This window comes from Psychrobacter sp. AOP30-A2-5 (genome assembly GCF_052378115.1).
Lineage (GTDB): Bacteria > Pseudomonadota > Gammaproteobacteria > Pseudomonadales > Moraxellaceae > Psychrobacter.
Map to the genome: position 1 here is coordinate 112871 of NZ_JBQSXK010000001.1, position 25941 is coordinate 138811.

Sequence of the window (25941 nt, forward strand, 5' to 3'; positions counted from 1 at the left end):
GAAAAAATAGGCAAGTAAGAGGTTGGTTTTAAACCACGGTCAGTTAGGGTTAGATATTAATTCATGCTACGTTTCTCAAACACCAACTTATCATCTGCGCCGACATCGACTTTGATGATATCTCCTGCGCCAAAATCACCAGCCAATAGCTTCAATGACAATGGGTTTTCAATTTCCTGTTGGATCGCACGTTTTAGTGGGCGTGCGCCATAGACAGGATCATAACCAATCGCAACCAGTTTGTTCATCGCATCAGCTGATAACTCAATATCCATCTCACGCTCATGCAAGCGCTGACGTAAGCGATCCAACTGAATCGCAGCAATACCTGACATCTGCGACATACCGAGCGGATGGAATACCACAATCTCGTCGATACGGTTGACAAACTCTGGGCGGAAATGCTGCCCAACTGATTCCATCACCTCAGCTTTGATGTCTTCATAACTTTCACCGACCATCTCTTGGATTTTGTGTGAGCCTAAGTTACTGGTCATCACAATCACCGTGTTTTTGAAGTCGACCACGCGGCCTTGTGAGTCGGTCAAACGTCCATCGTCTAACACTTGTAGCAAGATATTAAACACATCAGGATGCGCTTTTTCGACCTCATCAAACAGTATCACGCTATAAGGCTTACGGCGTACCGCTTCGGTCAAGGTGCCGCCTTCTTCATAACCGACATAGCCTGGAGGCGCGCCCACTAAGCGGCTGACGCTGTGTTTCTCCATATACTCACTCATGTCGATACGGATGATGGCATCCTCACTATCAAACAAGAAGTTGGCCAGTGATTTGGTCAGCTCAGTTTTACCAACCCCCGTAGGCCCTAAAAATAAGAACGAACCCAATGGGCGGTTGGGATCAGACAACCCAGCTCGGCTACGGCGCACAGCGTTGGCGACTGCTTTGACCGCTTCATCTTGACCGATGACGCGCTCATGCAGCTTCTCTTCCATCGCCAGCATCTTGTCACGCTCGCCTTGCATCATTTTACTCACAGGAATACCTGTTGCTGCCGCTACGACTTCGGCAATTTCATTATCCGTGACTTTATTACGTAGTAGTTTTACACCACTACCTTCGCCTGTCTGCTCTTTTTGTTCTGCCAAGTCAGACTCAGTAATGCGGCGCTCAAGCTGCGGAATCGTCTCATACTGCAGCTTACTCATAGTCTCGTAGTCACCTTCGCGGCTGGCTTTGTCATAGGCGATACGCGCTTTATCCAGCTCGTCTTTTAGCTGCTGACTGCCTTTGACCAAGGCTTTTTCTGCTTGCCAAATCTCATTAAGGTCAGCGTACTCTTTTTCTAGCTCTTCAATTTGTGCATCAAGCACTTTACGCTCGGCTTGCGCACCAGCGTCTTCTTCATTTTTGAGCACTTCGCGCTGCATTTTCAACTGAATCAAGCGACTATCAAGCTTACCTAAGGCTTCAGGCTTGCTGTCCATCTCCATACGTAAACGACTGGCCGCTTCATCAATCAAGTCAATCGCTTTATCTGGCAGCTTGCGATCGGTAATATAACGATGGCTCATCCGGGCAGCAGCAATAATCGCGCTGTCTTGGATATCAACACCGTGATGCAGCTCATAACGCTCTTTTAGACCACGCAAAATCGCAATGGTGTCTTCGACCGTTGGCTCATCGACCAGTACCTTTTGGAAACGACGCTCAAGAGCCGCATCTTTTTCGATATACTGGCGATACTCATCTAATGTCGTCGCACCGACACAGTGTAGCTCACCACGCGCAAGCGCAGGCTTTAGCATATTACCGGCATCCATCGCGCCGTCAGCTTTACCAGCACCTACTAAAGTATGCAACTCATCGATAAATAAGATGACATTGCCTTCTTGCTTTGATAAATCGCTAAGTACCGCTTTGAGTCGCTCTTCAAACTCACCACGGAATTTTGCACCCGCAATCAATGAGCCTAGATCTAACGACAATACTTCTTTATTACGAAGCCCTTCTGGCACGTCGCCATTGATGATTTTTTGTGCTAGGCCTTCGACGATGGCTGTCTTACCGACACCCGGTTCACCGATGAGCACGGGGTTGTTTTTGGTGCGGCGCGAGAGCACCTGAATGGTACGACGAATCTCTTCATCGCGACCAATCACAGGGTCAAGCTTACCAAGTTCCGCCTGTTCAGTTAAGTTAATCGTATATTTATTCAGCGCATCACGCTGATCTTCAGCATTTTGATTATTCACGGTTTCATCACCACGCAATTGTTCAATCACTGTTTTTAGTTTGCTCGCTGTTACGCCAGCACTCTCAAATATCTTTTTGGTTTCGCCTTGTTCAGCAAGTGCCAACATTACCCATTCAGTGGCGATAAAATCATCGCCTTCTTTTTGCGCTTGACGGTCTGCCAAGTTCAAAATCTTAACCGAATTTGGGTTTAAATTAACGTCACCTGTTGGCTCACTAATCGTTGCTTGATTGTCGAGCGCCTTTGCCACGCCATTTTTTAGCGCAGGAATAGACGCGCCTGCCTGTTGGCAAATAGATAGATTAGACTCGTCTTGTAGCAATACTGCAAGCAGATGCACAGGGTCAATACCTGTATGGTCACGTCCTAATGCTAAGCTCTGTGCTTCTTGAATGGCTGATTGTAGTTTCTGGGTAAATTTTTCGAACCTCATAATTGTGTCCTTTTATAATTAGTATTTTCAGTCAGTGGATGCAACATAAAATGATAAAAGAGCGACGTTTAAAACATCACGTTTATCATCAACTTTACCACGTATCAATCACCGTTAGTTGTTATATATATAGGGTATAACATACAAGATTTCAACCTACCTATGCAAGTTGTCAATCAATATCTATGACTTATTAGTAAATACTGAAAAATAGTAAGATTTTATATAGGTAAAAACCTTACCCATAGCAATGATATTATCACAAACTATCAATAGGCACACTAAGAGAGTATTTCAAGAGGATAAATAAAAAAAATAACTAAAAGAGAAGCTTGCTCAACAATGAAAGGCAAGCAAGAGAGAGCTATAGCAGAGATTCTAATGCGCTAGTAACTGCTAAAAATTTACTACACGATAGCCAGCATTAACATAACACTCATTCTACAATTTCTATCGATGTACCAACCTTAACTGCCGCCATAATCTCATCCATCTCATTGTCAGTGACCGCAATGCAACCATCGGTCCAATCACGTTGTTGGTTAATCCACGCTAGATGACCGAAGCCGTTCATCTGCCCATGAATCATAATATCACCACCAGGATGAACACCGCGTGATCGTGCCCGAGCTTTGTCAGCAGCATTGGGGTAGCTTATATGGATGGAGCGATGGGCAATAGAGTTCTCATTCTTATAATCTAAGATGTACGCCCCCACGGGTGTGCGCTCATCGCCTTGCTGCTGTTTATGACCAACTGGACTATCCCCTAGCGCAATACGATAGGACTTAATGACTTTATCACCACTCAATAGCTGCAAAATACGATCGGATTTATCGACAAAAACTTTATCGATAACCACCGTACTGGAAATAGGCTGACCATTATTGCCTGTACTTTTTGTATCTGAGGAGGCTGTTTTGACATACCCTATCGCACTGTTGCTCATAATGGTGGTCAGTCCCAGTCCTATCACAACGAACAATCGACGCGGCTTTTTGCTAAAATGTAGAGAAAAAAATGACATAGGCTTTAATAACTCCGTTTGGCGTTAAAGAGTGAAATGGCAACATACCACGCTATTAATTTACCAAAGCACCATGCCAGTTTTTGTGAAAATTTCATGGATAACATTAGGAACTTTTGAACATAAAAACTTCGTTAATACCATTACACCATACGAATCGCGCCATCTAAGCGAATGACTTCTCCATTGAGATAGGCATTATCAATGATATGCATGACCAACTTGGCAAACTCATTGGGATTGCCCAGACGCTTAGGATAAGGTACGCCTGCCTCTAGTTGTTCGCGCGCTTTTTCAGGGATAGTCTCCATCATCGGTGTGGCAAAGACGCCCGGCGCGATAGTCATGACGCGAATACCATGACGTGCCAGCTCACGTGCTAGCGGTAAAGTCAGACCGACGACACCAGCTTTTGACGATGAATAGCTTGCTTGCCCTACTTGCCCATCAAAAGCTGCGATAGAAGCCGTATTAATAATGACGCCATTATCAGCGTTCTTCTCTATGGGGCTGTCTGCGTTATTGGCATTTGCTACACGCTTTGCAATACTGGCTGCGACCAAACGCGCGACATTAAAAGAACCGACAAGATTAATATTGACGCCGCGACTAAAATTATCGAGATCTGCTGGGTTATTATCACGATCCAGCAGCTTTTGCACCACAGCGATGCCCGCACAGTTGATAGACCCTTGTAAGCCGCCAAATTCTTTTTCAGCCGTATCCACAGCCGCTTGCACCTCATCACCACTGGTCACATCACAGCGTGTAAAGCGAACGTTATCGCCTAGTTCCGCCACCAACGCTTGACCAGCTGATTCATTAAGATCTGCGATGACGACGTTACCGCCTTGCTTGACAATAGCACGAACCACTGCCTCTCCCAAACCTGATGCACCGCCTGTGACCAAAAAGCTCCGTTGTTCAATGTTCATAATTATTCCTTTTATTAATATTTTTATCAGTCATCGATTTTTATCTTAACCTGACGATATGAGTGCATTGCTTCATTAAGCCGTAGACAAACTGCGCAGCAAAAAGCGCTGAATTTTACCACTTGGGGTTTTTGGCAACTCTTTTACAAACTCAACTTCGCGCGGATAAGCGTGAGTTGATAGACGTCTGCGGACTAAGTCTTGAATCTCTTTGGCAATCTCGTCCGCACCTTCGATACCGTCTTTTAGCACCACATACGATTTAATGGTATGACCACGCACTTCGTCTGGCACTCCAACTGCCGCTGACTCTGCAACTGCCTCATGCTCGAGCACGGTATTCTCCACATCCGTAGGCCCTACGCGGTAACCTGCGGTGATAATAATGTCATCATCACGCCCTGAAAACCAATAGCTGCCATCACTGTGACGCTCAACCACGTCGCCTGTTAAATAGTAATCATCAGCGAAGGCGTCTTTTTCGTTCCAGCTATAACCACGGAAATAAAACGCGGGCGATTGACTGACCACTACGGCAAGCTGTCCTTGTTCACCATCAGCTAATATATTCATATCATCATCTAACACTACCAATGTGTGCCCCGGTAGCGCCATGCCCATCGAGCCAACTGGACATTCATGTGCTAATGCATGGTGCTCACAGCAAGTCATACCCGTTTCGGTCTGCCCGTACTGATCGCAGACTTTGCAGTTTAGATAAGTTTCCACCCAATTGACCACTTCGGTATTTAAGGTCTCGCCTGCTGAATTGGCACAGCGCAATGATAGTTTAGCCTCATTGTCATTACTATTATCATGGTGAGATTTTTCAAACACGCCACTCGATTTCATCATCCGAAACGCTGTAGGTGAGGACGCTAAATTACTAATCTTATGACGTACCATAAAGTCGCGGGTATTTTGTGCATCAAAGCCAGCTTCATTAAAATACGTTGTTACCCCTAATAACAAAGGTCCTGTAATCGCATAATAAAGACCGTATGCCCAGCCGGGATCAGCCATGTTCCAGTAATTATCATCCGCTCGCAAGTCAATCGCATAGCGCATGTAGAGATAAAACGCTGAGAGCGCACTTAGCGGCACACTAACGCCTTTTGATTTACCAACCGTACCCGAGGTAAACATTTGCAGGAAGGGAGCATCGGTATTTAATGAAACCGCGTCTACCGTTTGCGACTGCGTTGCGACCTTTTCAGCGTAGCTATCATCACCCCAGCTTTGCGCATCTACCTTGCTACCAACCAGCACCATTTTGGTTTGTTTGGCCAAGTCGTCAAACTTGCCACGATTTTCTTGATTGGTAAAAACCACTTTGGTATTGGCTTTGTCCATCCGATACTTAATCGAATCATAGCCAAAGGCGGTAAATAACGGCTGATAAACCGCACCGATTCGCCAAGTCGCGAGTACAATGGTGAGCAGCTCAGGAGTGCGAGGTAGCATGGTTGCCACTTGGTCACCAACTTGTACGCCATAAGACAACAATAAATTGGCGACTTGTGCACTTGCCTTATCAAGCTCAGCAAAGCTCATGCGCGTTACATTGCCCGACGTATCTTCATGCACCAGTGCAATATTATCACCGCGACCATCACGCACATGACGACCGCAACACGCCATATAAGCGTTTAAACGGTCATCTAAATGCTCGCCAAATATTTCTGTCAATAGCGCGTTCATATCAAAGTTATGATAGTAATCGCTGTAGCTCATTGACGGGTGTGCAGTATGATTTGAAGTGGTATTTACAACTGATGGGTCTGTAGAAGAGGTGTTCATAAGCTAATCCTTTAGCAATAGCAGGTAACGGGCGAAATAAGAGAATTGTCAGCAGAAAAGCAGGCATATCCTAGCAACTGTTTTTTCTGCTTGTTGCACATATCAATGTGCATAGACTCTATTAGTAACGCATTTTAATATTTATTTCAATACATAACGTATCATTTTTATGATTCGATCACAAACTCTTGATGGAACTTCATTTCAAAGCACTCAGCAGCCACTTAAAAATCCCAGCAGCGCCTTTTCTTCATAACTTTGATGCTGTTTAGTACGTCCACGGCGCGCTTGTTTATAAGGTTCAAAGAACTGCCCCGCCAAAAAGCGCTCTATAATAATGGGATTAATATAAGAAGATCGACACACCGTTGGCGTATTTCCCAGCTCATCAGCGACGCTTTTTACCATATCAGTCACCAGCTGCTGACGCGCTTTACTATCAGGTTCACTGGATAAAATTGCTTTGCCAGACTTGGTTTGTAGCTCATCATAAAGGTAGCTTGCTGCCAGCACACTGGCCATCCAAGTACGAAAGTCCTTTGCGCTATATAAATTACCGCTATGCATCTCACAGTCACGACCATGACCGCTAGTATGCGTGCGTAGATAGTCGTTGATATCGCGACTGTCGACGACTTGTTTATGACCCTTGTCATCCAAATATTTAAAAATCTGATAACCAGGTAACTCAGAACATGCCTGTACAATCTCAATCAAACGCTCGTCTTGCAGCTCTATATGATGCTCTTTGGCACTTTTACCGACAAAATCAAACGCCAGTCCGTTATCAGTTTCGCTCACGTGCTTACTGCGTAGAGTACTCAAACCATAGCTCTTATTGAGCTTGGCATAGCGGCTGTTGCCGATACGAATCAAGGTCGTTTCTAATAGTTTGACCACTGCTGATAAGACATTTTCACGGGATAATGATTTGGCTTTCAAGTCTTTTTCGACTTGCGCACGCAGGTTTGGCAACGCCTCAGCAAAGCCTATCATGGCATCGAACTTGGCTTGATCACGTACGCGATCCCACTCAGGGTGATATAAGTATTGTTTTCGTGCTTTATCATCGCGCCCCGTCGATTGCAAGTGCCCTGTATCATCTTGGCATATCCAAACCTCTGACCACATCGGCGGTATCACTAGCGCATTAAAACGCTGTCGCAAGGCTTTGTCTTTGACCGTTTTGCCTGTGGCATCTTTATAAGTAAACCCGCGCCCCCAACGCCTACGCGTAAACCCAATCTCATCATCACTGACATAGCGCAGATTAGCAAGGCGAGCGAGTTTTTCATAATCATGGCGTATGTCTTGCGTGGTTGTTTGGTCATTTAGCGTCGCCATAATACATACTCGATTGATAAAATAGTCGTTTTAGCATAATGAATTGCGATGGTTTTTGCTGTTTATTTGCCACGAGCAAAGTGTAATTGATGTGTAAAAAAACACGCTTAAAAGGGTTCTAAATAATGAGATTATGAGCCATAATTTGATAACAATAACAATAACAATTTAATTTGAATAAAACACAATGAAAAATACTTCTATAAAGATAGCAGCATTATCTAAAGCCGATTACGAATTTTGGTTACCTTTGTGGCAAAACTATCTAAAATTTTATGAGACCAGTTTGCCATCAAGTACCACCCAAAACACGTGGCACAGTTTGCTCGATAGTAACGTGCCGATTTATGGTTTTGGTGCTTGGCAGGACGGCAAGTTAGTAGGTATAACCCATGTGGTGCTACATCCCAATACTTGGAATATCACTGAATGCTGTTATTTAGAAGATTTATATATCAATGAACAGGTACGCGGACAAGGCGTAGGACGAGTACTGATTGAAAAGGTATATGAGTTCGCTCGTAGTAAAAACTGCAACCGTGTATATTGGACGACACAAGAAGGCAACACCACGGCGCGCAAACTCTATGACGCAATCGCCACTCAAACAGACATGGTGCAATATCGTAAAAACTTATAATGGTTGTCCAATACTTTATGACTCAAATTTATCTCAAAATGCAACCATAAAAAAACGCCAAGCGTTAAACACTTGGCGTTAATCTGTTGACTACTACTCTAAAAATGCTTATTTACCATAAACACATAAATAAGCCGTTTCTACTGCCACTTTTACTTGAAACTTCTGATTGGCTTCAACGGTAAATTGCTCACCTGCATTAAAGGTTTGCCACTCATCACTTTCTGGCAATTTGACCGTCAATGCACCACTGACTACACTCATGGTTTCAAATTCGCTGGTACCAAACTCGTATTCACCAATCTCCATCACGCCAACTGTTGCAGGCTTAGTTGCCGTTTGAAAGGCAATAGAAGTGACTTTATTATCAAAATAACTGTTAACGCTTGGCATAATTTTCCTTAATTAAATATTAGTTACTATTTTATTTTACAATCCTGCTTTTAGACTCGCTTCGATAAACTGATCGAGGTCGCCATCGAGTACTGCACCAGTGTTAAAGGTTTCAACGCCAGTACGCAAGTCTTTGATACGCGAGTCATCAAGTACATAAGAGCGAATTTGACTGCCCCAGCCAACGTCTGACTTGCCATCCTCGACCGCTTGCTGAGATTCCATCCGTTTTTGCATCTCAAGCTCATAAAGCTTGGCACGCAGCAACTTCATCGCCGTCGCTTTGTTCCCATGCTGGCTACGCTCATTCTGACAAGTGACCACCACGCCACTTGGCTCGTGGGTGATACGTACCGCAGAATCGGTCGTGTTCACATGCTGACCACCCGCACCCGATGAGCGATAAGTATCGATACGCAAATCTGCTGGATTGATGTCAATCTCGATATTATCATCAATTTCAGGCGACACAAAAACGGCAGCAAACGAGGTATGACGACCGTTATTGCTATCAAATGGTGATTTACGGACTAAGCGATGCACGCCAATTTCGGTACGTAACCAACCAAAAGCGTAATCCCCTTTAATCTCAATCGTTGCTGATTTAATACCAGCCACGCTACCAGAAGACACTTCAATAACTTCAACTTTGAAGCCATGCGATTCCGCCCAGCGTGTATACATACGCAACAGCATCTCTGCCCAATCTTGCGCTTCGGTGCCACCACTACCCGACTGGATATCCAAGTAGCAGTTGTTAGGATCCATCTCACCACTAAACATGCGACGGAACTCTAAATCAGCAACGCGTTTCTCCGCATTGTCGAGCTCTGCTTGCACATCCGCCAGCAAGGATTCATCCTCTGCTTCTACCGCCAGCTCAAGCATGGCAGACGCATCTTCCAATGTGCTCTCAAGCGACACCACAACATCGATGACGCCATCAAGCTGGCTTTTTTCTTTATTAATTTTAGTCGCACGCTCTGGATCATTCCATAGCTCGGGGTTTTCTAACTCTAAATTGACTTCTTCTAAGCGTTCTTGCTTACCATCGAAGTCAAAGATACCTCCGCAAGTCCTGCCCACGCTCTGATAAATCTTTGATTCGTTCTTGATACGGATTGATTTCCATAAGGTTTCCTGTCTTTTTAAATAAATATCTCACTGATATGGCGCTATTTTAAATGAGATTGACAATAAATAGTTGGCTAATTATGACTGGCTTTATATTAAATAACGTTAAACAGCCTAAATCGACCAATCCTCAACCGCCCAGCGATGGGCTAACGCATGCGCATGCAGCGCGTCATCAGGTGACACACAAATAGCCACATCCGCCCACTCAAGCAGCGGAATGTCATTTTTGGAATCTGAATAAGCATAAGTTTTATCAAACTCAACACCCGCTGATTTTTGCTTATCTATCCATTTATTAAGATGGTAAATCTTACCCTCTTTAAAGTTTGGTTTATCAGTAAGTTTGCCCGTATAGCGCTCATTTTTTATCTCAAGCGGTGTCGATAGCACATTGGCACCTTCGATACCAAAACGCTTGGCAATGGCGGATACCACAAAATCATTGGTTGCAGAAATAATCACCACCTCATGACCTTTTTCAACATGCTGACAGAGCACTTCCATCGCTTTTGGGCGTATGTGCGGCTCAATTTCACTTTTAATATAGTCTTCTCGTAGCTCATGCAATCTATCCATCGGCAAGCTACTTAAAAACTGTGCCACAAATTCATTATATTCCGTCGCATCAAGCGTACCTTCGATATAGTCTTGGTAAAACTTTTGATTGGCCGTGCGGTATGGCGCTTCATCGACGAGGTCGTGTTTGACGATATACTCGCCCCATAAATAGTCGCTATCGACGTCGAGCAAAGTATGGTCTAAATCAAAAAGTGCCAGCTCTTTTGGAAAAAGTTTCGCTTGTGTTGCCTGCATAATGAGACCTTATTATTGTTTGTTGAAGGACAGAAATAAAACTGGTTTTTAATAACTTCCGCTTTATAGATAAATAATGATATGAAAAATTTCTCAATAATTTTTCGTGAATGCTACTGTTTACCAAACAAAATTATGGTAACTTTATTTATATAACTTGTGGTTAGGCTGTGTCCTCACTCTGAACGAAAGCGCCTAAATGGTGCTAAAAATGGTGATACGCCCTAGTATCTGTTTTGCTTACTTCATCATAAAAATAGAGAATCGCATGGAAGCGCCTGATGTCAAAACTGTTTTGCCAAGTAAAACGCGTCGCCCTGCCCGTTCAATCAAAGAAATCAGACAACGTCAGCTGGGTAAAAGCTATCAATCACCTTTCGACCGTATACTGTATGCGCTCTTAAATGGTGTGATGTACGGCGTTGGCGGTTTACTGATCGATCTTGCTATCGTGGTTATTCGCTCAATAGCTGGTATAGGTAATGGCGACGTTTTTTGGTTATTCACCCCATTTATGTTGGTCGTAGGCGCAATCATGGGTTTTATCGTTGGTAAAAATGCTGGCGCTGAAAGCGTCAATGCGCTCAACATCAACGAAACAGCCAATCATAACGCTTACCTTAATGACTATTCTATACGCCACGATATTTTTCGCGGACTGATTATTGGTATTATCATTTTTGCCATCATTTGGCTGGTCATGATGCTGATGGTATAAAGCTTCTCTATGTAAAAAACGTTTGCATGATGTATATAAAAACGATAGATCAATACCAGACAGTTCGCGGATGCTTTATAAATTTCTGCTTAATCAGGCATGGCCACTTCTGTTAAGCCCGTTTTAAATTTTTGACAACGCTCCGCATAATGCATCGCTGATAATTTCAACATGGCGGCTTGCTCGTCCGTTAAGGTTTTGACCACCTTCGCAGGCGCACCCATGACGAGTGAGTTGTCTGGAATCTCTTTGCCTTCAGTGACCAATGCCTTAGCACCAATAATGCAATTTTTACCAATTTTGGCATTGTTCAATACCACTGCACCGATACCAATCAAACTGTTATCACCGACTTCGCAGCCGTGCAGCATCGCTAAATGACCAATGGTAACATAATCACCTATTTTGACCTCAATGCCTGCATCAGTATGAATGACGCTGTTTTCTTGCACATTACTATAATCGCCGATATGAATGCGTTCATTGTCACCGCGAATCACTGCCCCAAACCACACGTTAGCTTGATGACCCAAATAGACATCACCTATCACTCGTGCTGAGTCTGCGACCCAACCATTAAAAGGTACCGCGAATTTGGGCACCTTGTCTAAATATTGATAAATCATAACGGCTCCTTGTTATATATAGTAATGAAATAGGTCAATCATGAAAATTAGTCATGAAAGCGAATCATGAAAACCAGATATCTTGATTTGCTGTCCATTGTGGCAAAGCCAAAAGGGAAAATCCAGCGCTATTAATGGCTAATAATTAAAGGCATACTTTTCAATCTAAAAATCGGCTGGCTATCTGCGGGCATATTGTATATAATGCGCAAAATCTGTGCCTAAGCGAGCGGACATGATGCAAGTTACCTATTCACTATCTAGTGGGTTTTGTAGTTTCCATCAATAATGTCTTCTCGCTTTTTTGTGGAAAAATTTTGGGTTTAGGTATTTTTTAGTATCCATTAATAGCAATTTTTGCGATACAAAAAACCATTTCTAATCTAACATTTAATCATGGAAATCATGGCACTCACTAATAACAGCGGAGGCAAACCTTGAATTCATCGGCAGAAATACAAGCAATTTTGGCATTAGCAGACGGTACGATTTTTCGCGGTGTGAGTATCGGCAGTCTCGGTCATCGTGTCGGTGAGGTGGTGTTTAATACAGCCATGACAGGGTATCAAGAAATCCTAACCGACCCAAGTTATGCGCGCCAGCTGGTCACCCTAACCTATCCGCACATTGGCAATACCGGTACCAATAGCGAGGACACTGAGTCTGGCAATGGTCATCAAGTATGGGCAGATGGTCTCATCATCCGTGATGCTACAATGGTCACCTCAAACTTCCGTAACTCAGAATCATTAAGCGATTATTTATCACGTAACGATACCGTTGCAATCGCTGAGATTGATACCCGTCAATTGACTCGTCTACTACGTGATAAAGGCGCACAAAATGGCTGTATTATGACCGCCTCAGACGGCGAGACAATCAGCGCTGCTGACGAGCAACAAGCCATCAAATTGGCACAAGAATTTGCTGGTATCGAAGGCATGGACTTGGCAAAAGAATGCTGTACTAAAGAGACGTTCGAATGGACAGCAGGTACGTGGGATTTATCAGATACCCTACTTAACCGTGATGCCATTGGCAGTCATGATAGCGGTACAGGCGGATTTTTCAAGCAGTTGGGTACGCATATCGATTCTAAATACAATGTCGTCGCTTATGATTTCGGTAGCAAAACCAATATCCTGCGTATGCTGGTTGACCGCGGCTGTCATGTAACCGTCGTTCCTGCACAAACGCCTATCGCAGATGTGCTGGCGATGAACCCAGATGGTATCTTTTTATCAAACGGTCCTGGCGACCCTGCAGCCTGCGACTATGCTATCGATGCCGTACGTCATATCATTGAAAAAACTGATGTGCCAACCTTTGGCATCTGCTTAGGTCATCAGTTGATTGGTCTAGCTAGCGGCGCAAACACCATTAAAATGAAAACCGGTCATCACGGCGCCAACCATCCAGTTCAAGACTTAGCAACTGGCACGGTTATGATTACCAGTCAGAACCATGGTTTTGCGGTTGATGAAGACACGCTACCTGCTAATGTTAAATCGACGCATCGCTCGTTATTCGATGGCACTAACCAAGGGATTGAGCTGACCAATAAGCCGGTCTTTAGCTTCCAAGGTCACCCAGAAGCCAGCCCTGGCCCGCATGATGCTGCGCCGCTATTTGATAAGTTTGCAGAGATGATGGCAGCGGCGAAAGCGTAACTTATCAATAGTTAACCGCAAACAGAGAATAAATATAAGTATAAAGCTTGAAGCACAAATGATGCTTCAAGCTGCACCCAGCAAACACGATAAGCATTATCGAACATATCGTTAAAATACAGATTACTCAAAATATCACCCAAACGAAGGTAGCCCTAACTATGCCAAAACGTATCGACATAAAAAGCATTCTTATCATAGGCGCAGGTCCTATCGTCATCGGTCAAGCATGTGAGTTTGATTATTCGGGTGCACAGGCCTGTAAAGCACTAAAAGAAGAAGGCTACCGTGTCATCTTGGTCAACTCAAACCCTGCGACTATCATGACTGACCCTACCATGGCGGACGCGACTTATATTGAGCCAATTACTTGGCAGACCGTTGAGCAAATCATTGCCAAAGAACGCCCTGACGCCATCTTGCCAACCATGGGTGGTCAGACGGCGCTAAACTGTGCCTTAGAATTAGACAAGCATGGCGTCTTGACCAAGTATAACTGCGAATTGATTGGCGCGACCAAGGACTCTATCGAGATGGCGGAAGATCGCAACTTGTTCGATAAAGCAATGAAGCGTATCGGTCTTGAATGTCCACGCGCTGAAACCGCTGAGACCATGGAAGAAGCATTTGCAACCCAAGAAAAAATGGGCTATCCGTGTATCATTCGTCCGTCGTTCACCATGGGCGGCTCAGGCGGCGGTATCGCTTATAACCGCGATGAATTTATCGAGATTTGTGAGCGCGGCTTTGACTTATCACCAAACCATCAATTGCTCATCGATGAATCATTAATCGGTTGGAAAGAATACGAGATGGAAGTGGTTCGTGACAAAAACGACAACTGCATCATCATTTGTGCCATTGAAAACTTTGACCCAATGGGCGTGCACACGGGCGACTCAATCACCGTTGCTCCAGCACAAACTTTGACCGACAAAGAATACCAAATCATGCGTAATGCCTCATTGGCAGTACTGCGTGAGATTGGTGTAGAAACCGGCGGCTCAAACGTTCAGTTCGGTATTAACCCTGACACTGGTCGTATGGTCGTCATCGAGATGAACCCACGCGTATCACGCTCGTCTGCCCTAGCCTCAAAAGCGACGGGCTTCCCGATTGCCAAAATCGCGGCAAAACTGGCAATTGGTTACACGCTAGATGAATTGCAAAACGATATCACTGGTGGCAAAACGCCAGCGAGCTTTGAGCCTGCCCTTGATTATGTGGTCACAAAAATTCCACGTTTTAACTTTGAAAAATTCCCACAAGCCGATAGTGTGTTATCTACACAAATGAAATCGGTTGGTGAAGTCATGGCGATTGGTCGTAACTTCCAAGAATCGATGCAAAAAGCCTTACGCGGTATGGAAACTGGCAATGATGGTTTTGATGAGCAAATTGACTTTGCTGCTATCAAAGACGGTAATCTAAGCATTGAAAAAGCACGAAGCGAGATTACCAATCGCTTAACTATTCCAACGCCTGAACGTATTTATTATATTGCCGATGCTTTCCGTATTGGCATGAGCGTCGATGAAGTATTCAACTTAACCAAAATCGATCCATGGTTCTTGGTACAAATCGAAGATATCGTGAAAACTGAAGCAACGGTGAAAGCATTGGGTTTTGGTGGTTTAACTGAGAAGAACTTACGCAGCTTTAAGCGTAAAGGTTTATCAGATTTGCGTTTAGCAAAACTCCTTGGTGTCTCACAAAAGCAACTACGTAAAAAGCGTTGGGACTTAAACGTCTATCCAGTCTATAAGCGCGTCGATACCTGCGCGGCAGAATTTGCCACCAGCACCGCCTATATGTACTCAACCTACGATAGCGAATGTGAAGCCAACCCAACGAATAACAAGAAAATCATGGTTATCGGTGGCGGTCCTAACCGTATCGGTCAAGGTATCGAGTTTGACTATTGCTGTGTACACGCAGCCCTTGCTATGCGCGAAGACGGCTACGAGACCATCATGGTCAACTGTAACCCTGAAACGGTTTCAACCGACTATGACACTTCTGACCGTCTGTATTTTGAACCAATCACGTTAGAGGACGTGTTAGAAATCGTCCGTATCGAAAATCCTGATGGTGTGATTGTGCAGTTTGGTGGTCAAACACCATTGAAACTAGCCCGTGCCCTTGAAGCTGCTGGCGTCAAAATCATCGGTACTAGCCCTGATGCAATTGACCGCGCAGAAGACCGCGAACGCTTCCAACATATGATTCAACAGCTGAATCTTATCCAACCAACCAATGCTTTAGCGACTAGCTTAGAAGATGGTTTGGTCAAGGCAAAAGACGTTGGCTATCCTCTAGTTGTACGCCCATCATATGTACTTGGTGGTCGCGCGATGGAAATTGTCTATAACGAAGATGAATTAAGACACTACTTGCGTACCGCGGTACAAGCATCAAACGAAGCGCCCGTACTATTAGACCGCTTCTTAGACGATGCGATCGAAGTCGATGTCGACTGCGTTAGCGACGGTACAGACGTCGTGATTGGCGGTATCATGCAGCATATCGAACAAGCAGGCGTGCACTCTGGTGACTCAGCCTGTTCATTGCCACCTTACTCATTGTCTGATGAGCTGTGCGATGTGATGCGCGCGCAAACGGTCGCCATGGCAAAAGAGCTTGGTGTTGTCGGCTTAATGAACGTACAGTTTGCCGTAAAAGGTGAAACGATTTATATCTTAGAAGTGAACCCTCGCGCTGCCCGTACCGTGCCGTTTGTCTCTAAATGTATTGGTACTTCTTTAGCGCAAATCGCGGCGCGCTGTATGGCTGGCACCTCATTGAAAGACCAAGGCTTTACCACTGAAATTGTTCCAGCATTTTTCGCGGTCAAAGAAGCAGTATTCCCGTTTGCTAAATTCCCTGGAGTTGATCCAATCTTGAGCCCTGAGATGAAATCAACCGGTGAAGTGATGGGCGTCGGTAAAACATTTGGCGAAGCATTTTATAAAGCCATTATCGGTAGTAATGAGCGTCTGCCAGGTCTACCGACCGAAGGCGAAACCAAAACTGTCTTTATCTCAGTACGTGATAGTGACAAAGCACAAATCGCCCCTATCGCTCGCCAGCTTGTCGACTTTGGTTTTAACATTGTATCAACCACTGGTACGCAAAAAATATTGAGCGACGCCGGTATTGAGTGCAAGCAAATCAATAAAGTTACCGAAGGTCGCCCGCACATCGTCGATGCCTTGAAAAATGGTAAAATCGACCTTATTATCAATACCACTGAAGGCAAACAGGCACAAGAGGATTCATTCTCTATCCGCCGTAGCGCCCTGCAAGGTAAAGTATTTTATGTGACGACTTTAGGGGCGGCAGACGCGGTTTGTAAATCTTATGCCATTGACCTACCGTTTGAGGTCTATAAGCTACAAGATTTGCACGAACAAGCAAAGACTATTGCTTAGCTCTATTGACTTAGCAGCATAATTTCAGTAGATTAAGCATAATGGCAACGCTTGTTTAACAGCGGATGCAAAACTTGTTATCGATTTTCATATAACAATAGGGCTTTAAAAAAACGTACGGCTTAAAAAAGCAGTACTTTAAAAAAATAAAGTTTTAAAAAGATAGACCTAAAAAGCATAGTGGCTAAACTGCGACTATGCTTTTTATTACGTAAGGTTAAAGTGTCTTGTTTGTCAGTGTATCCATGCTCACAGATAAGCGCGTGTTTAGTTGTTACGCAGTCTAAACCTCATTCTTTTTATATCTTCACATATTCATTGCAACAACACTGACACCATCTCACTATTCACTAAGAGTAGGAGATGGTGTGGTGTTATTGGTTTAAGGAAAAAACATGCAACGTTATCCCATGACTCCGCAAGGACATGCGGCTCTAGAAGCCGAATTAAAACAGTTAAAAAGTATCGACCGTCCACGCATCACTGCTTCTATCGCTGAAGCCCGTGAACATGGCGATTTGAAAGAAAATGCTGAATATCATGCTGCTCGTGAGCAGCAAGGTTTTTGTGAAGCGCGTATCCGTGATATCGAAGCCAAACTTGGCGGCGCGCAAGTGATTGATCCTGCAACATTACCAAAAGATGGTCGTGTGATATTCGGCGTGAGCGTCGTTATCGAAAACATGGACACCGGAGAAGAAAAACAATACAAAATCGTTGGTGATGACGAAGCAGACTTTAAAGCGGGTAAAATCTCAGTCAATTCACCGATCGCACGTGGTTTGATTGGTAAGTCTGAAGGCGATGAAGCACGTATTGAAACGCCAAAAGGCGTGGTCGAATACGAAATCATGAAAGTGATTTACGATTAATTTTCCTGATTTGATAAATATCTGGATAGAAAGCCTTTGATAGCAATTCTTTGATAAATAAAAAGGTTTTGATAACAGAAGTATTTTAACGCGAATCAGCTGGCAATTCGCCTAGCAAATGAGCGTAGAAAGTAGTACACAACCTCATTATGAATAGAGCAGAAGTTACACAACGCTGCTTTTTTAGTCTGTTTGTTTTAGCGCATAATTGCTCGAGTATAGATGCTGAGCCTTGTGCCTATTACAAGTGTCTTATTCTAAGCATTAGACATCAGTGCTTAGCAACTGACTAAAATAATGATGGAGGGATAGCGAACGTTGGCTATCATTAGTATCTTTACCCTCGTTATTTGACATGGTTTACATGCTCATTTGACGGGGGTTTTTCTTTTCTAGGTGTTGTTTTCTAAGCGTTATTTTTTACGCTTTGCTTTCTGCTACTACATTAGCGGCTTTATTTACTGTTATTTTAAAGGAATCTATTATGACCATACACATCGATATGCCAGCGTTACTGACTATAAATAAGAGGGCGTTTACCCAGCATAGCCTCGTCAAAAAAAGCGTGATAAGCACTGCTATTCCAACAATCTTAGCAGGCACTTTATTGACGGTATCTACCGCACATGCTGCGCCTGAAATCGCCATCACTTCGTCTGCTGGTAGTAGCACTACCGTCGTTGAGCAGTATTCTGACGGTAAAACCGCGACCATTACAGCGACACCACACGGCATCACTATGCAAGACGGCATGCCTTATGCGGTGACTCAAGTAACTAACGTTCCACGCTATAAGGTTCGCCAAGTCGCCAGTAATGGTGCGAGCAATACGGTCGTTACCCAAGGCAGCACCACGGTTACGACCGTACCTGTGACTAACCAGATGACCAATCAAACAAGCAAGGTTGATGTCATAGCTGTGCCGACGACTAGCGTGACACAAGTATTGCCTGTGACGACGGCTACCCAATTGCCAGTCATCAATACGCCAACGACAACCATAGTGACCAACCAACCTGCAACGACGCAAATAGTATCTACGTCTTTAGATGCTCTGCAACTGACTCCGACCTTTAGTACGCCTGACGTGGTGAATGCACAAACCAAAGTGATGAAAATATTAAAAAACAAAGATGGTCGCGAAGTAGCTGTACCTGCGAACCATATCGCACCTGGCGACATCATCGAATACCACACCACTTATACCAATACCACGGCACAACCCGTCACTGACATCAATGCCATGGTGTCACTGCCAAATGGCGTGCAATTGGTATCATTGAATAGCCCACTACCAACGCTTGCGACAACAGGCGGCGACAGTTATCAGACTATCCAACAAGTTGGCAACACTGTAGTCATCACAGAAAATTACTCTGGACTCAAATGGAACTTGGTAGATCTTCCTGCTAACGCACCGCAAACGGTTGTTATACGTGCAAAGGTTCAGTAAAAATTAGATTTTAAAGTTTAGATTTGAAAATATTGTTATTTAATAAATCTTAAAATTAATAAAAGGTCTTGCCGGCTAATTTCTTAGTCAGCAAGACCTTTTTGATGAGTGTACCTTATTCCTTAACAACCAATCTTTTGCTATAGTGCTATTAACTCAAAACAAATATCCGGCCATTATTTCCATGTATGAATTTACTCCTCTCTATTCATTGGCTTTTATCATTTATGGCTGTATTTTGAGTTCTATATCTTGGGCTGAGGCTGCCGAACCAGAATTTGACGCTAGCTTTTATATGTCGAAAATTTGTACTGCATATATAACTAAGAACGATAATGAATTTTGCGATGATGGTTATATCCTTAAAAGCGAAACGTTAAATAATGGCGAAGTAATAGAAACCGTGCTTATGGATGGAATAGGTCATTACAGCTGGAACCATACTTCGCTCAAAAAAATCGATAAAGATACTTATCATGTCTATATCGGCTGTGGCAATCCGTGCGGTGCTAACATGCTATTTGGTCGTGGCGGCAAGGAGCAATACTTTGGCCGTTATTTCACCTTTGACCTAAACAGTCGGTGTAGCGTTGGATATAATAATGATAAACAATTATGGACGGCTAGCCGATTTTTTTCAGATAAAGAAATCGATTTTCCTTCAACCTATGACCCTGACGCTTTTGCAGCTTACCCCAAGTACAACGTCGAGTTTGATAAAAAAGGACGTCTCATTGTCAAAGAATACTTCTCAGAAAAAGTGGTTCAAACGTTGCCTAATCCCTGCTCTCATAATTAAAAAAATTTCATAAATAGCACGACAACAGTTGTCGCATGAAATCAATATTTCTTCAATAATTCCAGTGACTTACAAGCCTATTTGCTAAAATAATAGCCTATAAATGAATTGGTAATCTCCTATTATGGCCACCATCAATTATGAACGGCTACAAGGCAAGCTCAATATTTTAGCGGATGCTGCTAAATATGATGTTTCTTGCTCATCCTCCGCTGGTACGCGCAGAAACCAAGGCGGTGGGCTTGGCGATGCTTCTGCAACTGGTATTTGTCACAGCTATACCGAAGATGGTCGCTGCGTCAGCTTACTTAAAATCCTGCTGACCAATCACTGCATTTATGATTGCGCGTATTGCACCTCACGTAAAAGTAATGACACCCCGCGCGCCGCTTTTAGTGTCGAGGAAGTCGTCGATTTGACCATGCAATTTTATCGTCGTAATTATATCGAAGGGCTGTTTCTCAGCTCAGGTATTTTTAAAAGTGGGGACTATACGATGGAGCGACTGGTCGAGGTCGCGAAGACATTACGTACTCGTGAGCGTTTTAATGGCTATATTCATCTCAAAACTATTCCCGGCGCGTCCAAAGAATTACTGTTAGAAGCTGGGTTGTATGCCGACCGTCTCAGCGTCAATATTGAGATTCCAACGATATCTGGACTGGCACTGCTCGCCCCAGAAAAATCACATGATGAATTAAAAGCACCGATGGAAACCGTTAAAACTGAAATCATTACTATCAAAGAAAGTCGTAAAACCCATAAAAAAGCGCCTAAGTTTGTGCCAGCAGGTCAGACTAGTCAGATGATTGTTGGCGCGAGTAACGAGACTGACTTGCAAGTGATTCAGCTGTCGAGTCATTTTTACAAACAATACGAGCTTAAGCGTGTCTACTACTCTGGCTATGTACCGATGTTGTCCGACAGTCGCTTGCCAGCGATTGGAACGCCTGTGCCGATGATACGTGAAAACCGTCTGTATCAAGCAGATTGGCTGATGCGTTTTTATGGCTTTGGCGCGCATGAAATCGTTGAACCTGACTCGCCATTTTTAGATTTAGACTGCGATCCAAAGCTGGCGTGGGCAATCCGCCACCGTGAGCATTTTCCGGTCAATATTCAAACCGCAAGCTATGAGATGATTGTGCGTATCCCGGGCATTGGTACTAAGACGGCTAAAAAAATAGTAAAGGCGCGCAAGTTTAATCAGTTGACGCTTTATCATCTGAAAAAGATGGGCGCGGCGGTCAATCGCGCTAAATACTTTATCGCGACGACAGGTAAGAACGAACATTTAGCGCATTTAACGCGTGATAACTTCCGGCAATATGTATTGGCACAGACGCAGACCAAATATAAAGATCAACGCAACGGTCAACTAGCGCTGTTTTAAATAGCACTGTTGTAATTAGCATTGTTTCAATAATTACTATTATAAATAGGAGTGTAGATGTCACAACTGCTGCAAAGCCACGACTATACTGTCGGTCACTTAACGCCCAACATTGTGCTTTATGAGCCCAGTTTTGAGGGTTGGCTGAGTGCGGTATTTTATGTCTATGCCAATAAACTGCAAAACGATGATTCTCTACAGTTAATCGCTCAAGATTGCTATGTACCTTCATTAATCGCACAAGCGACTAGCGTTACTACCGATGAAGACAATGCCGAACGTGTACTGATAAAGCTGAATAAGCGCTTAGGTCGTTCAGGCATGCGCAATTTACTTTGGGGATTTTTATCAGAGAAGGATGATATTGGTACGATTTTATTTCAAGCGGTCAAATATGCCATTGACTACCCTAGCCGCCATATTATGGAAGACTTAGGTAATCTCAATGTCTTAGAGCTGGTGCAAACCGTCAAATCGGTCGGTCGTGAGAAACATCGTATGGAAGCCTTTGTACGTTTTGAGCATACTACTGACGATATCTATTTTGCGCGAGTGGAGCCTGATTTTAATGTCTTGCCTTTGATTGGCGAGCATTTTCGGCAGCGCTACCAAGACCAACACTGGGCGATTTATGATTTATCCCGTGGCTATGGCATTTATTATGATAAAAGCCAAAGTACGCCTAAACGCCCCGCTGCCCTGCAAACCATTACTGATTTAGATGATAACGTGCTGCGCAATCCTGCCAGTATTCATAGCGAGGATGAGCAGCGCTATCAAAAATTTTGGCAAGGTTACTTTACCAACGTCAATATCAAAGAGCGTAAAAACCCACGTTTGCATAAGCAATACTTGCCGCAGCGCTATTGGAAATACTTAAGCGAAAAACAAGTACTGCCAAATGCTGAGCATTTACATAAACGTCGTTAACGACTTTTATCCTTCGATTCAAGCCTTTATACGTCTCTCTCTTAGAAACTCGACCATATAACCTTATGTTTTTATCTTGATGGTTGAGTTTTGGCAGCTTTTAACTGACAATAGCCACTTGTTATTATCAACTGGTCACCAATGCCATTATGAAAGTTATGCGCTTATTATCGTCTTTAAAGCATGATGAATCCGAGCGCGGTATTTTTCATCTTGGACGCGCATTGGTCAAAAATGGCCATACCTCCATCATCGTCTCTAGCGCCGATGAAGATAATGATCTGGTCAAACGCCTCAAGCGTGATGGTAATAACTATCATCAGCTACACATGAATAAAAAGTCTTGGCTGTCGTTACTACAAGTCACGGCGCTGCGGCGTTTAATTGAAGAGTACGACCCTGACGTGATCCATGTGCACTCACGCACACCTGCATGGATACTGCATTTGGCATTGCGCCGCGCCCGCGTCAAGCGGATACCAAAGCTAGTGTCAACCATGTACGGTTTTTATCCGATCAATAAATATTCTCAAGCCCTACTCGATGTCGATACCATCATTACCGTCTCCGATAGTGTGACCAATTATCTAAAAAAAGGCCTGCGCCGAGAAGATGCAGACCCCAAAGTCATCAAACGCATCTACCGTGGTATCGATACGCGCCGCTATCCTTATCGTCATAATCCGTCTGTTTATTGGTTACGGCATACTTTTGCTGAATATCCTGAGCTTGAGCATAAAAAGTGGCTGGTATTTCCAACCATTATTGGTAACGAATATGGTCAGGAATGGCTGATTGATATTTTGGGCAACTTGCAAGAGCAGTTCCCTAACATCCACGTCATTATCATGGATGATGATTATAGAGATGGTGATGTCGCACACGAAGATTTCCGCCAACGCACTAATACACTGGGGTTGGCTGATCGAATTACTTATGTAGGTAGCAAACGTAATGACATGCGTGAATGGCTCTCAGCCGCCAATATCGTCATGGCGCTTGCGAATGAGCCTGAATCAATCGGCATCAATGCCTTACAAGCGATTCATTTAGGCACGCCCGTTATTGGTTGGGATCAGGCAGCATTTAGTGAGATTTTACAACCGCTATATCCACAAGGGCTGGTCAAAAAATACAATGCCAATGCGCTATGTAAAGCCGTGAGAAATCAATTAGAAAGCATCACACGCCCTGAAATGACCAATAAATTCACCATGCGTGAGATGATTGAAGAAACCCTCGCTGTCTACCAAGGTTTATACGACGACTCGCTCGCAGAGGAACAAGCTGCGAGCGATGCCGCTGCTGTCAAAAGAATTGAAAAGACGCTAAAAAAATCCTCTAAACCCACTAGTAAGAAGCCTGAGTCTGCTTATGTCGCGCTTGCACCAGCCGATAAACAAACTAAAGTAAAGCTTGTCAAAGAAAAACCTAAAGCGATGAGTACCTCAAATTCGCCTACTAACTCAGACACGCTTCAAAATCATAAAGACCTGTAAGCCTATAACTTTGTTACTTAGGCTAATATCTAACAGCTTGCTGGGGCGTGTTTTCAAAATGAATTAGTTCATACAAAAAAAACGCGGCTTCTATTTTTAGAAGCAGCGCGTGAAATCACCATGGCTATTTAAACATCAACTTAAATGGCTATTAAAATGCTCACCTAATAAGTCGTCGGGGTGTGCGCACTAACAATGCGAGTCACGCCATCAGTAGGGTTGATAAAAGTATGCGGGCGAATGGTATCAATCACGTAGCTATCCCCTTGGTTTAAGAGATACGTCGTCTCATCGATACGGATAAGAATTTTGCCTTCAATAACGGTGCCAATCTCTTCACCTTCGTGGGCGATTTTTTCTTCCGTTGAGCTGTTCGGTTGATACACCTCAATCAAAAAACCCAAATTCTTGGTAGTGCTACAGTTATATACCTGTCTTAGTGACACTCTGCTACTCGGTTCGCTCAGCTCCAACAAATCCTTCGGCGTTACCACGACTCTCGCCTTTGGCTCCTTCCATTCATCACTAAAAAACGTGGTCAAATCAGAACCCAATACCGCCAAAATTGCCTTTAGCGTATTCACTGCTGGACTGACTTTATTGCGCTCAATGGAGCTGATAGAAGTATTGGTTAATCCCGACAATTTCGCAAGCTTACGTTGCGAGTAGCCTTTTGCGAGGCGCAGCTGATTGATCTTTTTACCGATATCCTCTTCTGGCGACTCGTCATTTTCGGCTGACATCGCTTTCTCAGAGTCTGTCAGCTCATCTTCATCATCACCACTGATGTCGTCATCTGTATCGATATCAGCCGCTTTATCGCTGGCAACATCAGCGTCAATGCTGTTATTAATATCAATGTCAGTGCTAGCATTGTCTACATTGCCTTCAGTAGTGCTATTCAGTTTGGGGTTTGCTGGCATAGTGAATGAATTCCGTGAATAGAAATTTGGACAAGTCGTCTTGTGCATAATTTAACTCAGGATGCCATTGTACACCAATCATAAATGGATGTTGCAACAAGCTGATGGCTTCGACCAAACCATCAGGCGCTAGAGCCTCAACTGATAAACGCGCGCCTACTTTATTAATTGCTTGTTTATGTAGCGAGTTAACGTGCCATTTCTCACCAAAGGCGGCAAGCCTGCCATTTGGTTGAATAATCACGTCATGAACTGGCTGATACTGCACTTCAAGTGGCTGAGTATTGTCCTCTAAATGTGGCTCATAAAACCCCTTTACTTCCCGCCAATCAGGATGTAGCGTGCCACCAAAATGCACATTCATCTCTTGCAAACCTCGGCAAACCGCCAGTAATGGAGTGCCAGTCTTGTCTGCATAATCCAACAATTTAAAGCTCAGCTCATCACGACCCAAGTCTTGTTTCGCTTCGATATGCGTCGCGCCATAACGCGTTGGTGCCACGTTACTATAACTGCCCGTTAACAAAATCCCATCTGCGATATTCAGTAGCGCCTCAAAGTTTTCGCTATCGGCAGCAGTGTTTGGCAGCAGTATGGGATTGCCACCATAAAAATTCACGGCATCGATATATTTTTGATACACCGCTTGTGCTGGCTGTCCATCAACCATCTTATGACAAGAAACAATAGCAATAATAGGTCTAGAATTTTTCATACCGTCTTCCCTAGTTATAACAAATAGACCTCATCGTCTATATTGCTCAATCCTTTGTTTAGCTGAAATTTAACACAGCATCCCATAAAATGTAAACTATAAACTTCAATATTGCCGATATTAATAATAAAATCGAATAAATGTATTAATTTAAGATAATTTTAAATAA

General features: G+C 43.7%; 21 protein-coding genes. 10 read left to right on the top strand and 11 right to left on the bottom strand.

Features of this window, described 5'->3' with window-relative positions; translation table 11 throughout:
- Positions 1-56 precede the first annotated feature (56 nt).
- From clpB to ACT3S4_RS00495, 5 genes are all read right to left on the bottom strand, one after another.
- On the bottom strand, positions 57-2654 hold the full coding sequence (gene clpB / locus ACT3S4_RS00475; RefSeq protein WP_444760171.1) for an ATP-dependent chaperone ClpB: 2598 nt from the start codon (positions 2652-2654) through the stop codon (positions 57-59).
- Between the two features lie 436 nt (positions 2655-3090).
- On the bottom strand, positions 3091-3681 hold the full coding sequence (locus tag ACT3S4_RS00480) for a L,D-transpeptidase family protein (RefSeq protein WP_444760172.1): 591 nt from the start codon (positions 3679-3681) through the stop codon (positions 3091-3093).
- Positions 3682-3824: 143 nt separating this feature from the next.
- Positions 3825-4616, bottom strand: coding sequence for an SDR family NAD(P)-dependent oxidoreductase (locus ACT3S4_RS00485; RefSeq protein WP_109590815.1), 792 nt, complete (start codon positions 4614-4616; stop codon positions 3825-3827).
- A gap of 75 nt (positions 4617-4691) precedes the next feature.
- Positions 4692-6416: an AMP-binding protein gene (locus tag ACT3S4_RS00490; RefSeq protein WP_444760173.1), complete on the bottom strand. Its 1725-nt coding sequence runs from the start codon at positions 6414-6416 to the stop codon at positions 4692-4694.
- A gap of 213 nt (positions 6417-6629) precedes the next feature.
- The gene (locus ACT3S4_RS00495; protein ID WP_443548732.1) at positions 6630-7760 is read right to left on the bottom strand and encodes a DNA topoisomerase IB; all 1131 of its coding nucleotides are present in this window, start codon (positions 7758-7760) and stop codon (positions 6630-6632) included.
- Positions 7761-7947: 187 nt separating this feature from the next.
- Between ACT3S4_RS00495 and ACT3S4_RS00500 the strand changes: the two genes are divergently transcribed.
- Entirely contained in the window at positions 7948-8400 is a 453-nt protein-coding gene (locus tag ACT3S4_RS00500; RefSeq protein ID WP_109590821.1) for a GNAT family N-acetyltransferase, read from the top strand.
- 108 nt (positions 8401-8508) lie between these two features.
- On the opposite strand, the gene ppnP is transcribed toward ACT3S4_RS00500, so the two are convergent.
- From ppnP to ACT3S4_RS00515, 3 genes are all read right to left on the bottom strand, one after another.
- Positions 8509-8793 carry a pyrimidine/purine nucleoside phosphorylase gene (gene ppnP / locus ACT3S4_RS00505; RefSeq protein ID WP_045445514.1) on the bottom strand — a complete coding sequence of 95 codons (285 nt, stop codon included), beginning with the start codon at positions 8791-8793 and terminating at the stop codon, positions 8509-8511.
- A gap of 36 nt (positions 8794-8829) precedes the next feature.
- Positions 8830-9925 (bottom strand): peptide chain release factor 2 gene (prfB, locus tag ACT3S4_RS00510; protein WP_157292386.1). Its coding sequence is split into 2 segments (ribosomal slippage): positions 8830-9852 and positions 9854-9925, totalling 1095 coding nucleotides; the frame shifts between segments, so codons are not numbered across the junction.
- A 116-nt stretch (positions 9926-10041) separates the two neighbouring features.
- Positions 10042-10743 (bottom strand): HAD family hydrolase, encoded by a 702-nt coding sequence (locus ACT3S4_RS00515; RefSeq protein ID WP_444760174.1) that lies wholly within the window; start codon positions 10741-10743, stop codon positions 10042-10044.
- Positions 10744-10954: 211 nt separating this feature from the next.
- Between ACT3S4_RS00515 and ACT3S4_RS00520 the strand changes: the two genes are divergently transcribed.
- Positions 10955-11461, top strand: a complete 507-nt coding sequence (locus ACT3S4_RS00520) for a hypothetical protein (protein WP_372862308.1) — start codon at positions 10955-10957, stop codon at positions 11459-11461.
- Positions 11462-11550: 89 nt separating this feature from the next.
- Here the strand turns inward: ACT3S4_RS00520 and ACT3S4_RS00525 are convergent, their stop codons facing one another.
- On the bottom strand, positions 11551-12087 hold the full coding sequence (locus ACT3S4_RS00525) for a gamma carbonic anhydrase family protein (RefSeq protein WP_055123928.1): 537 nt from the start codon (positions 12085-12087) through the stop codon (positions 11551-11553).
- 437 nt (positions 12088-12524) lie between these two features.
- On the opposite strand from ACT3S4_RS00525, the gene carA reads away from it, so the two are divergent.
- The 8 genes from carA (at position 12525) to ACT3S4_RS00565 (ending at position 24134) form a co-directional block, all read left to right on the top strand.
- The gene (gene carA / locus ACT3S4_RS00530; protein ID WP_444760175.1) at positions 12525-13757 is read left to right on the top strand and encodes a glutamine-hydrolyzing carbamoyl-phosphate synthase small subunit; all 1233 of its coding nucleotides are present in this window, start codon (positions 12525-12527) and stop codon (positions 13755-13757) included.
- A 161-nt stretch (positions 13758-13918) separates the two neighbouring features.
- Entirely contained in the window at positions 13919-17188 is a 3270-nt protein-coding gene (gene carB, locus ACT3S4_RS00535; protein WP_314884702.1) for a carbamoyl-phosphate synthase large subunit, read from the top strand.
- Positions 17189-17583: 395 nt separating this feature from the next.
- Positions 17584-18060 (top strand): transcription elongation factor GreA, encoded by a 477-nt coding sequence (greA, locus tag ACT3S4_RS00540; protein WP_045445504.1) that lies wholly within the window; start codon positions 17584-17586, stop codon positions 18058-18060.
- A gap of 484 nt (positions 18061-18544) precedes the next feature.
- Entirely contained in the window at positions 18545-19513 is a 969-nt protein-coding gene (locus ACT3S4_RS00545) for a hypothetical protein (RefSeq protein ID WP_227676036.1), read from the top strand.
- A gap of 184 nt (positions 19514-19697) precedes the next feature.
- Positions 19698-20312, top strand: a complete 615-nt coding sequence (locus ACT3S4_RS00550) for a hypothetical protein (protein WP_201560699.1) — start codon at positions 19698-19700, stop codon at positions 20310-20312.
- A 124-nt stretch (positions 20313-20436) separates the two neighbouring features.
- Positions 20437-21705 carry a putative DNA modification/repair radical SAM protein gene (locus ACT3S4_RS00555; RefSeq protein WP_201560698.1) on the top strand — a complete coding sequence of 423 codons (1269 nt, stop codon included), beginning with the start codon at positions 20437-20439 and terminating at the stop codon, positions 21703-21705.
- 57 nt (positions 21706-21762) lie between these two features.
- A complete protein-coding gene (locus ACT3S4_RS00560) occupies positions 21763-22635 on the top strand; it encodes a TIGR03915 family putative DNA repair protein (protein WP_444760176.1) in 873 nt (290 codons plus the stop codon).
- A 149-nt stretch (positions 22636-22784) separates the two neighbouring features.
- Complete coding sequence (locus tag ACT3S4_RS00565) at positions 22785-24134, top strand: glycosyltransferase (RefSeq protein WP_444760177.1); 1350 nt, start codon at positions 22785-22787, stop codon at positions 24132-24134.
- Positions 24135-24298: 164 nt separating this feature from the next.
- Here ACT3S4_RS00565 and ACT3S4_RS00570 read toward each other — a convergent pair whose 3' ends face one another.
- Together ACT3S4_RS00570 and ACT3S4_RS00575 are read right to left on the bottom strand one after the other, a co-directional pair.
- The gene (locus tag ACT3S4_RS00570) at positions 24299-25057 is read right to left on the bottom strand and encodes a cupin domain-containing protein (protein ID WP_201560696.1); all 759 of its coding nucleotides are present in this window, start codon (positions 25055-25057) and stop codon (positions 24299-24301) included.
- Positions 25032-25772 carry a gamma-glutamyl-gamma-aminobutyrate hydrolase family protein gene (locus tag ACT3S4_RS00575; protein ID WP_198330824.1) on the bottom strand — a complete coding sequence of 247 codons (741 nt, stop codon included), beginning with the start codon at positions 25770-25772 and terminating at the stop codon, positions 25032-25034. The genes ACT3S4_RS00570 and ACT3S4_RS00575 overlap by 26 nt, the downstream gene beginning before the upstream one ends.
- Positions 25773-25941 lie beyond the last annotated feature (169 nt).

Coding starts and splice junctions, on each gene's coding strand:
- clpB (WP_444760171.1), bottom strand. CDS start 2,654: ATGAGGTTCGAAAAATTTACCCAGAAACTACAATCAGCCATTCAAGAA.
- ACT3S4_RS00480 (WP_444760172.1), bottom strand. CDS start 3,681: ATGTCATTTTTTTCTCTACATTTTAGCAAAAAGCCGCGTCGATTGTTC.
- ACT3S4_RS00485 (WP_109590815.1), bottom strand. CDS start 4,616: ATGAACATTGAACAACGGAGCTTTTTGGTCACAGGCGGTGCATCAGGT.
- ACT3S4_RS00490 (WP_444760173.1), bottom strand. CDS start 6,416: ATGAACACCTCTTCTACAGACCCATCAGTTGTAAATACCACTTCAAAT.
- ACT3S4_RS00495 (WP_443548732.1), bottom strand. CDS start 7,760: ATGGCGACGCTAAATGACCAAACAACCACGCAAGACATACGCCATGAT.
- ACT3S4_RS00500 (WP_109590821.1), top strand. CDS start 7,948: ATGAAAAATACTTCTATAAAGATAGCAGCATTATCTAAAGCCGATTAC.
- ppnP (WP_045445514.1), bottom strand. CDS start 8,793: ATGCCAAGCGTTAACAGTTATTTTGATAATAAAGTCACTTCTATTGCC.
- ACT3S4_RS00515 (WP_444760174.1), bottom strand. CDS start 10,743: ATGCAGGCAACACAAGCGAAACTTTTTCCAAAAGAGCTGGCACTTTTT.
- ACT3S4_RS00520 (WP_372862308.1), top strand. CDS start 10,955: ATGGTGATACGCCCTAGTATCTGTTTTGCTTACTTCATCATAAAAATA.
- ACT3S4_RS00525 (WP_055123928.1), bottom strand. CDS start 12,087: ATGATTTATCAATATTTAGACAAGGTGCCCAAATTCGCGGTACCTTTT.
- carB (WP_314884702.1), top strand. CDS start 13,919: ATGCCAAAACGTATCGACATAAAAAGCATTCTTATCATAGGCGCAGGT.
- greA (WP_045445504.1), top strand. CDS start 17,584: ATGCAACGTTATCCCATGACTCCGCAAGGACATGCGGCTCTAGAAGCC.
- ACT3S4_RS00545 (WP_227676036.1), top strand. CDS start 18,545: ATGACCATACACATCGATATGCCAGCGTTACTGACTATAAATAAGAGG.
- ACT3S4_RS00550 (WP_201560699.1), top strand. CDS start 19,698: ATGTATGAATTTACTCCTCTCTATTCATTGGCTTTTATCATTTATGGC.
- ACT3S4_RS00555 (WP_201560698.1), top strand. CDS start 20,437: ATGGCCACCATCAATTATGAACGGCTACAAGGCAAGCTCAATATTTTA.
- ACT3S4_RS00560 (WP_444760176.1), top strand. CDS start 21,763: ATGTCACAACTGCTGCAAAGCCACGACTATACTGTCGGTCACTTAACG.
- ACT3S4_RS00565 (WP_444760177.1), top strand. CDS start 22,785: ATGAAAGTTATGCGCTTATTATCGTCTTTAAAGCATGATGAATCCGAG.
- ACT3S4_RS00570 (WP_201560696.1), bottom strand. CDS start 25,057: ATGCCAGCAAACCCCAAACTGAATAGCACTACTGAAGGCAATGTAGAC.
- ACT3S4_RS00575 (WP_198330824.1), bottom strand. CDS start 25,772: ATGAAAAATTCTAGACCTATTATTGCTATTGTTTCTTGTCATAAGATG.